We start from the raw sequence: 10,592 nt of genomic DNA on the forward strand, positions 1-10,592 counted from the left end.
CATTTGCATGGACAATCAATAAATTTGGTATTTAGATTCTGAGATAATAAAAAATTGCCGAGAAAAATACCCTTTCTCGACAATCTGACAAAAAGCCCTTAGAGGGCTTTTTGTCAGATGTTTTAATTTTTAGCTAATTTGGGGACAACGTTTTGATTAGCCTGTTTAGTATTGGATCCCCCAATTGGGTCCACAGAAGGTTTTGCCCGCTTGATAAATAGGGCTAAAACAAGTGCCACGGCGGCAATCGCGGTTGCGACCATGAATGCGAAATTAATTCCATCCAACATTGCCTGAGCGGCGATTTGCTGTTTCATTTGAGCAATTGCCTCAGGTGTAGGCTGTCCGGTAAAATGCTTCATGGCTTCTTCTCCAAGCGTTTTACCTTGTGATTCGGCACGGTTTGTCATGATCGTTACTAAAAGGGCTGTACCAATCGCACCAGCCACCTGGTTAAGTGTGTTGTTCATAGCTGTTCCATGAGGATACAACCGTTTTGGCAGCTGGTTAAGGCCATTTGTAGAAACAGGCATCATGACCATCGACATACCAAATGAGCGGATGGAGTAAATAAGAATTAAATGCGCATAGCTTGTTTCAAGTGTCAATTGACTAAAAGCATATGTTGTTACAACAATGATGATTAAGCCAGTTACAGCAAGGATCCGGCCGCCAATCTTATCAAATAATCTTCCGTTAACTGGAGACATCACTGCCATCAAGATTGCACCAGGAAGAAGCAGCAAACCAGCATCCATTGGTGAAATGCCTCTAAGATTCTGCGTATAAATTGGCAGGAGAATCATTCCGGCAAATAAAGACATATTAACAACCATTGAAATTGCTGAAGATAGTGCAAACATTGGATATTTGTAAACTCGGAAATTCAGCATCGGATCTTCTTTTTTCAATTGGATTAAGATAAAAACAACCAAAGACACAACCCCGATGATGATAGTTCCATATACCTGCGGACTATCCCACCCCTTACTGCTTGCTGTACTGAAGCCATAAAGGATTCCGCCAAATCCAATACTTGATAATAATAAGGAAAAGAAATCAAGGTGAATATTGATTTTTTCTTTTTTATCTTTTAATAAGAAGAATCCAACTAAAAGCACGACAATGGCAATTGGAGTGACAAAGTGGAACAGCATCCGCCAATCGTAGTGCTCAACAATCCAGCCTGATAATGTCGGACCAATAGCTGGGGCGAACATTAAAATCAGACCAAATACGCCCATTGCTGCTCCTCTTTTTTCAACTGGGAAGCTGACTAACATAACATTCATTAACAGCGGCATTAGGATCGCAGAACCAGATGCCTGCAACAGTCTTCCGGTCAATAAAACGGAAAACACAGTAGCCGTTCCTGCTACAATTGTTCCGATGGTAAATAACAACATGGCAGCTAAGAATAGATGACGAACAGAATATTTACGAATTAGGAATGCTGTGGTAGGAATTAAAATTCCGTTAACCAGCATAAACCCAGTGGTCAGCCACTGAACAGTAGCTGCTTCAATGTTAAGATCCTTCATAATCGAAGGCAAAGCAATGTTCAATAAGGTATTGTTTAAAAATGCTATAAATGCGCCAATCATTAATATCGCGATAATGCCATATGGCGGACGCTGATTGGATTTTATGGTTTGATCCATATGTATTCCCCCTTGAAGTTTAGTTCGTATATTTTTGATCATGTATTACAGCAATAAAAATTATCATATACTATCGGTTCAATTTTTGCAACAGATAAATTTCCGCAATGTAAAGGCTTGCATAGGGTGTTGCCAATTCTGCTCTTTTAATTTGTACTCACGGTTCAAATAATTCTTTCATTTTCTGGACAGTCTAATATATTTTTCATCAAATTTAAAATAAATAACCAAACTTCTGGCTGGTAATCACAGAAAAAAAGCCCCCATTTTTTGGGGACTAACCAGAAATTTGTTGATTATTTGTTACGCTTTTTCTTTTATAAAGATATTGAAAAGCTAATAAGCCGCAGAATGTTATTAAACCGATGATGTCTGAAATTTTTTCTGGATAAATGAGCGCCAATCCAGCCCCGATGGCTAGAATCCTTTCGAACCAAGCAAGCTTTCGCATCCAGTATCCAATAACACCTGCACTAATTGCAATCATTCCTATAAATGCTGTAAAAACGACCCATATCAAATACATCCAAGAAGTATCAATCATCAGCAATTCTGGAGATAGAACAAACATATATGGAATGATAAAGGCGGAAATGGCCAGTTTGGATGACTCTACTCCCGTTCGGAAAGGTTCTCCGCCTGAAATGGCAGCAGCAGCCATGGCAGCTAGTGCAACTGGAGGTGTTATGTCAGCAACGATTCCAAAATAAAACACGAACAAATGAGCTGAAAGATCGGGGATCCCCAGCAATATAATCGCAGGTGCAGCAATTGTAGAAGTAATGACATAGTTGGCAGTTGTTGGTGAGCCCATACCAAGAATCAATGAAGCGACCATGGTTAAAAATAACGTTGGCAAAAGTGCCCCGCCAGATAAATCCAGTAAACCATTTGCCATTTTCAGCCCCAGACCGGTTTTGGTTACGACCCCGACAATAATGCCAGCTGCTGCAGTGGCGGCAGCAACTCCTAAGGCCGACCGGGCGCCATCGGCTAATGCGTCAATAATTCCTCTAAAACCAATTCGTGTCTCCTTTTTAACCGCACTGACCACTACTGTAATGACGATGGACCAAAGTGCAGCCCGTATGACACTCATGCCGGACATCATTAACATGATAATGGCTATGATTGGAATTAATAAATAAAGTTTACTCAATACCATCTTTAAACTTGGCATTTCTTCTTTCGTTAGTCCACGCAGGCCGATTCGCTTTGCTTCAAAATGGGTCATAATCCAAATCCCGGTAAAATACAAGATGGCCGGAATGGCGGCAGCTTTTGCTATATCCCAATAGCTGATTCCACCACCAATGAATTCAACCATGAGGAAGGCTGCTGCGCCCATAATCGGCGGCATTAACTGGCCGCCTGTGGAAGATGCCGCCTCAACAGCTCCGGCAAATTCCTTTTTATAACCGAGATTTTTCATCATTGGAATCGTAAAGGCACCAGAGGTCACGACGTTCGCAACGGAACTGCCGCTGATTGTGCCCTGCAAGGCGCTGGAGAAGACTGCTACTTTTGCTGGGCCTCCCACACTTCGCCCAGCAACGGCAATGGATAAATCATTAAAGTATTCTCCAACCCCTGTTTTAATTAAAAACGATCCAAATAATAAAAATAGAAAAATAAATGTCGAGGATACGCCGATTGGAGTGCCTAATATCCCTTCAGTGGTAAAAAACATGGTTTGAACCAGGCGGTCCAGGCTGACCCCGCGGTGGGCCATGAATCCAGGCATATAGGGGCCATAAAGAGCGTACAGCATAAACACGACTGCGATTATGGCAATCGGCAGTCCAACAGCCCGGCGGGTAGCTTCCAATACAAGCAGGATTGCTGCTAATCCAACATAAAAATCCAACCCCGCTAAATTACCTGTCCTCAAGACTAAATCATCTATCATAACAGGCCAGTAGGCTCCGACAATTACAGATAAAGCAGCTAAGATCAGGTCATACCAAGCTGCTTTATGTTCTTTTCCGCGATTTTTTTTCCTTGCTGGAAAAAGCAAAAATATAAGTGCTAAGGCAAAACCTAAGTGAATCGAGCGCTGCAGCTGGGCTGTGAGCATCCCAAATATCCCTGTATAAAGATGGAATAACGAAAAGGCTAAGAGGCCAATAAAGACCACCCACTTAATGATTCCTTTTAATTTTCTCGTACCTGCTTCTGGATCATATTTCTCCAAAAGCTCCTGTTGTTTCTCTTCAGAAAGTGCTTCCTCAATTTGATTCAAGGATATTCACTCCTTTCCATAGCTGTAAAAAATTCAATTTTTTAATTTCTACTTTGACAGATGTTCCCGGTTTAATTGAGCGCTTCAATGGAAACTCCTTGTTTTGGAAAATAACTCGGTGGTTGGCCCGAACCTGGCCGATCCTTAAATAAAAGGATGGGAAAATCCGTTTCATGTTTTTGATGTAATATTTCCCGTTTTTTTGCTCAAACGTCTCTCCTTCTGCTGCATTTGCCGGCATTCCGACTGCAGTTTCCTCATACATCAATTCATATTGCTGAATTCGATGATCGGGAAGGATTTTATAGCTTTCCACAACATCAGATAGATGAATCGAATGGGTATATTTAATCTTGAAATGGTTTTTGTTCCCCAAAGGTATATAGGCCGTTTTCTGTGTTGAATCCCTCGGCTGAAATACAATGGCCTGCCTTATTGGAATAAAGACAATCAAGATTGCACAAAGCATGATGATTGAAAGGCAAATAATTGGTAACTTCCTTTTTTTCATGTTTTCACCTGATTCTAGCTGGGAGGTTTCGATATCATTTGAGGGAATAGAACAAAATTAAAGATTCTGGACAATCCCTTTTGCAAACCAAGATCTAAATAGTAGAAAATGAGACCGGCTAGACAACAGCCGGTCATCGATTTAGTGGAAAATGAACCAAACTTAAACTGCTTACTGTGCAGGTTTAATGCCTTTTTCGTCAAAGTATTTTTGGGCGCCTGGATGAACCTCAATTCCGACTCCATTAAGGGCATTTTCAACTTTAATGGCTTTTGCCTTTGCATGTGTCACTTTATCCAGATTTTCAAAAATCGCCTTCGTAACATCGTAAACTACTTTTTCGGAAAGATCGCTTCTTGCAACCAGCATGGCTTGAACGGCAACGGTAGTAACAGCTTCTGTCAGCTTATAGGTATTAGCTGGAACTTCATCTTTAACATAATATGGATACTTTTTAATCAGGGCATCAATTTTGTCCTGTTCAATAGGAATAATCACGACATCCTCTGTTGCTGAAAGGGACTCGACTGCACCAGTAGGAGCTCCGGCAGTGACAAATGCTGCGTCAATCGTGCCATCTTGAATTCCCTGAGTAGATTCATCAAAGGAAAGGTCCTGTTTCTTAATGTCATCAAAGGTCATCCCATGTACTTCCAAAATTTGCTCAGCATTCGCTACTGTACCCGATCCTGGCGCACCGACAGATACTTTTTTGCCTTTTAAATCTTCTACCGATTTAATTCCCGACTTTTTAGTCGTAACGATTTGAATGGTTTCTGGATAAAGTGTTGCAATAGCCTGTACATTATCTACTTTATTATCCTTAAACATTAATTTTCCCTCTATAGCATAAGAGGCAATATCTGTTTGCGAGAAAGCAATCTCAGCTTCCCCATTTTTAAGAGTTGTCATATTCTCGGCAGAGGCCCCCGTGGTTTCAGCATTGGCATCAATCCCAGTTTCATCTTTGATGATTTTGGCAAAAGCACCGCCTAGCGGATAATATGTACCACCAGTTCCCCCTGTTAATACACTCATAAATTTAAGTGTTTCTTCTGCTGCCTTTTCTCCTCCTTTGTCTCCAGAGCCTTCAGATTCTCCGCTTGTGTCATTGCTGCCACAGGCAGCTAGAATCATAGACAAAGCTAATAGAAAAACCATCGAAAGTAACAATCTTTTCTTTTTCAACTATAATTTCCCCCTTTTGGAATTTTTTATCTATCACTTGTTCATTTTATTAAAACGAGCAAATATTGTCAATTATCTAAAAATTACGAGTTTGCCACTGTGTTTACAAAATAAATTTTTACTTTTTAAAATGTTTGGTGTATTCACTCAAGTTATATTCCTGCATAAAGAGAGGACTTCCATTTAGATAGTTGATTATGGTCTTAAGTGAATGTAAGGTGGGAGGAGCCAGGGAAATCCTGCCTTGCTCAAATTCTGACAGCGCATCGATTGGTGAAATCCAAAACGCATCACTTATCTCATGGTCATCAGGTCTTGGATATTGGCCTTTTGGAAGTTGCGAGAGAAAAAAACGGGTATCGAAGCGAATGGGGCTAATCTCAGGAGTAATAATATGTCCGAAATACTTTAGGTTTTCAAAATCGACCCTTAGACGTTCCGTTTTTAAAAAATCATGAAAAGATATTGCGCGGTTTAGCAATTTGTGACGGTATTCGGCCTGTTTTTCTTCTTCCAACAGAATAGCAGATCCATCCAAATTTCTGCAGATTAAGATTCCTACTTCCTCAAATATTTCTCTTGCTGCTGCAATATAATGAGCAGGATCAAATGAATCGTTTAACAGGGAATGATCCATACTATCGCTTGAGTCGGCCTTATCTCCTTTGTCTACGGCTCCCCCGGGAAAAACGTAAAAGCCGCCCATAAATTTCATTGTCTCCGGCCTTTTTGTCAAATATAGTTTCGAACTCTCATCGATTAGCACGACAGTGGATGCTGGTCTTGGCATTGCACTCATATTGAAACCGCCTTTCTCGAAAATTTCAGTTAATTGTATTTATATATTCACGCAGCTTCGATTATTTCCCTTCTAACGAATGAAAAAAAGGAGGTGATGTGTCCAGTCATGCAAAATGGCCGCCATCACTTCCTTTTTTTCATTTTTATTGCTTAACTTCAGCCGGATTTAACAAAACCTCCACTAACCGATCCATTCCAAGTTTAATTTTTTCTGGGGCAGAGTGGCTAAAATTCAATCGGAAAGTATTTAATTTTGGCTGTTCGATGTAAAAAGGTGCTCCAGGCACAAAGGCTACACCTTTTTCAACCGCTTGATGAAGCAGCATTGTTGTGTCGAGCTGGTCATTGCCCTCTACCCACATAAACATGCCGCCTCTTGGTTCGCTAAAGGAAAATAAGCCGCTCCCCAGCTTTGCTAAATAATCTCTCATAATCATCATGCGGTGGTGATAAACAGTGCGAATTTGCTCAATATGCCCGTCCAAATCAAAGTCACGCAAAAGGTAGTAAAGTGCCTGCTGGTCAATGCTGCTGGAATGCAGGTCGTTCATTTGCTTTGCTTTGGCCATCATTTGGACTACTTCGATTGGGCCTGTCACCCATCCCGTCCTAAGTGCTGGCACAACTGACTTCGAAAAGGTGCTGGTATATACAACACGGCTCTGCCCCTTGTCTAATGCTGCAATTGGCAGGATATTATCTTCTGAATGAAATTGAATATCGCCATAGGGATCATCTTCCAGTATAAGCACATTATACTCATTGCTAAGTTGAAGCAATGCTTCCCTTCTTTCCCTGCTCCATAGTTTTCCATCTGGATTCGAAAAGGTTGGGATAGCATAGACAAACTTTGGATGATAGAGTTCCATTTTAGCTTTTAAATCTACTGGGTCCATTCCCTTATCATCACTGCCGACGGCTATGACATGTGCCCCGTAAGACCTAAAAACCTGCAAGGCAGAAAGATAGGTAGGATCTTCGGCAAGAACCACATCGCCTGGCGCTAACATGATTCTTGAGAATAAGTCTATCACTTGCTGCGAACCCGTCGTAAGCAAGATGTTATCAGTGGTTGAAAAAATGCCTTTTCTATGCATGCGGGATTGGATCGCTTCACGAAGCGGAATAAACCCCTCCGTTAATCCGTATTGCAGGGAAGAGTTTCCGGATGCAAATACTTTTTCATAGGCACTTTTAACTGCTTCCAATGGAAATATATCTTCTGCAGGGAGCCCGCCTGCAAAAGATATAACATGTCCTTGCTGGGTTACCTTTAAAATGTCTCTGACAGCCGAAGATTCGTAGTTTGCGGTCTGAGGTGCGAATAAATAATTCAACGTTCGTCGCTTCCTTTTTAAAAAATTTTGAATTTAATTATAATATGTTTTCTAGTATAATAGAAAATTTTGATAACGCAAGCAAAAGAGACTAAATGTTTAGAAAAATTTGTAAACTCAGTTGAAGGAAGAACCTTGTACTAGCTTATTACATTAAAAAGAAAATATATGTTATCATATAAATATATCTATTTTATTTATTAAAAAACAAAGTGGATTAGTGCCCTTCTCTTCTAATGTTTGTCAAATTTATAAAAAATTTCCTGCCGAACCATGTGAGATAAACATGGTTATTTATTATTCCAGCCTTCACACAAAAACTATTAAAACAGAAAGGGTGTTATGATTGAAAGACTCAATCGAAACCATTTATATTTTGGAAAATCCTGAAAAAAACATTGTAAAATTCGCCACAGATTATCAAGTCCGTTATGAAGACATTATTAAGGATGTGTTTGGTGTCGCGTGCATCAGCGATCTCCACATGATGCTGCAATTTAACAAGGGATTTCAAGAAAGCATTTGTAAACGGAATGGAATTATGGAAAACAAAATCACGCTTAAATGTGTGATTCGGATCGCCTCAAAAGAAGATTTGCTGCAGCTTAAAAAGCAGTTGACCGAAGAACCGTCATCTGGCAGCAGTGCTTCTTCTGTTTCTCGACCGTTTGATGCTGTCATCCAGTTAAGTGATGGAATTTTCCAATGGGATGACGCCCATTCTGCCTATATACCCTATCAGCAGGGAGCTTAATTTTAAATCTTTCAAATAGAAGAATGTAAGAGTCCCGGATTTGCGATGCAGCTATAGTCAGCAGCATCAAGTCGGGATTTATTCATTACATACAGAAGGAAATGAGAAATGAAAAAAGGAATATTATTATTAATTTTAGCGACCATCCTGTGGGGCGGAAATTACATTTGCGGCAGGATTTTAGCGCCAGCTTTGCCGGCTACCTTACTTAATACGGTCCGTTGGGCCATCTCTACTATTCTGTTATGGGGGCTCATGAGACTGAATAAAAAACAATTCCCAATCTTTTCCGAATGGAAAGAATTCCTGATTCTCGGCTTTTTTGGGGTATTCGCCTTTTCTACGTTAAATTATTTTGGCTTGCGATTTTTAAGCGCCTCCTATGCGGGGATGATTTCAGCGGGGATCCCCATCGCCATCTTGCTGCTCACTCCTGTCGTTTTAAAAGAAACCAATACTCTAAAATCATGGATTGTTGCGGTCGTTTCCATTGGCGGGGTGGTCCTTTTGCTCCAAGGTAAACACAGCGGGGATTCACATGCATCGATAATCGGTATATCTGCGGTCTTGTTATCCTGTATTGCTTGGGGCATGTATACTGTTCTCGGAAAAAAATACAGTACAAAAATGGATCCGCTCACGATGACTGCAGGAGCAGCATTTTATGGGACGATCCTCAGCGCTATTAGCTGCATCGGGACTATTCAACCAGACACGATTCATATGTCCGGGACCGCATGGCTTGCTTTACTGTATGTAAGCACATTAGCATCAGTAGTCTCATTCATTTCTTGGTCATCTGGAGTAGAAAGAGTCGGAGCGGCTCTGGCAGCACCGTTTATCAACCTGCTTCCTGTTTGGACCGTTGTCTTTGGAATCCTGCTGTTACATGAACAGTTGTCCTTGATTACATTAGCTGGGGGAATCATTACCATTTTGGGAGCAATTTTAGCGACCTATCAGCCGAATCGAAATCGGAATCAAAAAGCACAGAGCTAAATACCTGCAATGGATGATGGTTGAAAAGCAGTGGGATTTTAATAATAAATCCCCTGCTTTTTTGGTTATTATAGGGTTTTATTGATTTCGTCAAGGGTTGGGCCGATCGATTCATGAATGATAAACGTGCTAGGATGATGGTCGTACGGAGTATGCCCCTTATTAATGATCATCAGCGGCACCCCCTCCTGCCTGTAGTGCGGGAAAGTGGAAAATGGTGTGACATTCAAGCTAGTTCCTAATACTAATAGACAATCAGCCTGTTCAATTTTGTTCAAAATGGAATGGAATCCAGATGGAGTAAACCATTCTCCCGAATCCCCAAACAAGACAACATCTGGTTTAATGAAATGGTCGTGCTTTTGGTCCGCATCACAACAATCGCACACATAAAAATCCTCACGTGAATTCATGCGGCGGACCATCTCTTCTGTCAAATAGGTCTTCCCGCAATTCAGACAAGACGCGGTTTTCATCGTGCCGTGAAACTCTATGCCCTGATTGCTTCCTGCTTTTTGATGCAGCCCATCAATGTTTTGAGTAATAATCTGCGTAACCCTGCCTTGCTTTTCCCATTTTGCAATCATTTCGTGCCCTTTATTGGGGATAGCATTGGGATGATATAGGTTTTCAAAGGCAAACTGATAAAACTCCTTTGGATGCTGGAAAAAGTAATCAAGTGATAGTATGTATTCTGGTGCCATCTGATAGATTCCCGTCCGAGATCGAAAGTCCTTAATGCCGGATTCCGTACTGATGCCAGCGCCAGTCAGCACAATAATATTAGCAGCGTTTCGAATGATCGCTGCACATTCTTTAACGGTTGCTTCCATTTTGATCACTCCTCGATGTTTTCCTGAAGGGAAGTTTTATAAGTATTATATATTTATTAATACGAATTGTTAATTTTCTGCTCATAAGAAAGTGCAAGCGCCCTGTTCAGCGCCGCATGGCCTGGAGCTAGGCAATTCTCAAAGTCTAAAAACTTTTATCCTTTCTAATAAAAAAGAGACAGGGATCTGTCTCAGGCTGTCGAAAAACCTTCGACAGCTTTTATTTTATCTTTATTCTTTATTAATTCACCGCGTTAATATGATAT

9 protein-coding genes are annotated in these 10,592 nt (G+C 40.8%); 2 read left to right on the plus strand and 7 right to left on the minus strand.

The genetic code is table 11. The features are described 5' to 3' along the window. Nucleotides 1-122: 122 nt before the first annotated feature. The 6 genes from NFS43_RS23965 to NFS43_RS23990 all read right to left on the minus strand — a co-directional run bounded on the left by NFS43_RS23965 (nucleotide 123) and on the right by NFS43_RS23990 (nucleotide 7,740). Complete coding sequence (locus NFS43_RS23965; protein WP_251555486.1) at nucleotides 123-1,661, minus strand: DHA2 family efflux MFS transporter permease subunit; 1,539 nt, start codon at nucleotides 1,659-1,661, stop codon at nucleotides 123-125. A gap of 277 nt (nucleotides 1,662-1,938) precedes the next feature. Next, nucleotides 1,939-3,894, minus strand: a complete 1,956-nt coding sequence (locus NFS43_RS23970; RefSeq protein ID WP_251555499.1) for a TRAP transporter permease — start codon at nucleotides 3,892-3,894, stop codon at nucleotides 1,939-1,941. Further along, the gene (locus NFS43_RS23975) at nucleotides 3,890-4,372 is read right to left on the minus strand and encodes a DUF1850 domain-containing protein (RefSeq protein WP_251555488.1); all 483 of its coding nucleotides are present in this window, start codon (nucleotides 4,370-4,372) and stop codon (nucleotides 3,890-3,892) included. The genes NFS43_RS23970 and NFS43_RS23975 overlap by 5 nt, the downstream gene beginning before the upstream one ends. Nucleotides 4,373-4,585: 213 nt before the next feature. After that, nucleotides 4,586-5,602, minus strand: a complete 1,017-nt coding sequence (locus NFS43_RS23980; protein ID WP_251555490.1) for a TAXI family TRAP transporter solute-binding subunit — start codon at nucleotides 5,600-5,602, stop codon at nucleotides 4,586-4,588. A 118-nt stretch (nucleotides 5,603-5,720) separates the two neighbouring features. Then, nucleotides 5,721-6,401: an NUDIX hydrolase gene (locus NFS43_RS23985; protein WP_251555492.1), complete on the minus strand. Its 681-nt coding sequence runs from the start codon at nucleotides 6,399-6,401 to the stop codon at nucleotides 5,721-5,723. 145 nt (nucleotides 6,402-6,546) lie between these two features. Beyond that, complete coding sequence (locus tag NFS43_RS23990; RefSeq protein WP_251555494.1) at nucleotides 6,547-7,740, minus strand: aminotransferase-like domain-containing protein; 1,194 nt, start codon at nucleotides 7,738-7,740, stop codon at nucleotides 6,547-6,549. Nucleotides 7,741-8,086: 346 nt separating this feature from the next. On the opposite strand from NFS43_RS23990, the gene NFS43_RS23995 reads away from it, so the two are divergent. Together NFS43_RS23995 and NFS43_RS24000 are read left to right on the plus strand one after the other, a co-directional pair. Next, complete coding sequence (locus NFS43_RS23995) at nucleotides 8,087-8,494, plus strand: hypothetical protein (RefSeq protein ID WP_251555495.1); 408 nt, start codon at nucleotides 8,087-8,089, stop codon at nucleotides 8,492-8,494. A 108-nt stretch (nucleotides 8,495-8,602) separates the two neighbouring features. Then, on the plus strand, nucleotides 8,603-9,493 hold the full coding sequence (locus NFS43_RS24000) for a DMT family transporter (RefSeq protein ID WP_251555496.1): 891 nt from the start codon (nucleotides 8,603-8,605) through the stop codon (nucleotides 9,491-9,493). A gap of 68 nt (nucleotides 9,494-9,561) precedes the next feature. Here the strand turns inward: NFS43_RS24000 and NFS43_RS24005 are convergent, their stop codons facing one another. Next, a complete protein-coding gene (locus tag NFS43_RS24005; protein ID WP_251555497.1) occupies nucleotides 9,562-10,326 on the minus strand; it encodes an NAD-dependent protein deacylase in 765 nt (254 codons plus the stop codon). Nucleotides 10,327-10,592 lie beyond the last annotated feature (266 nt).

Source organism: Neobacillus muris, assembly GCF_943193175.1.
In the GTDB taxonomy this organism is placed as follows: domain Bacteria; phylum Bacillota; class Bacilli; order Bacillales; family Cytobacillaceae; genus Neobacillus; species Neobacillus muris.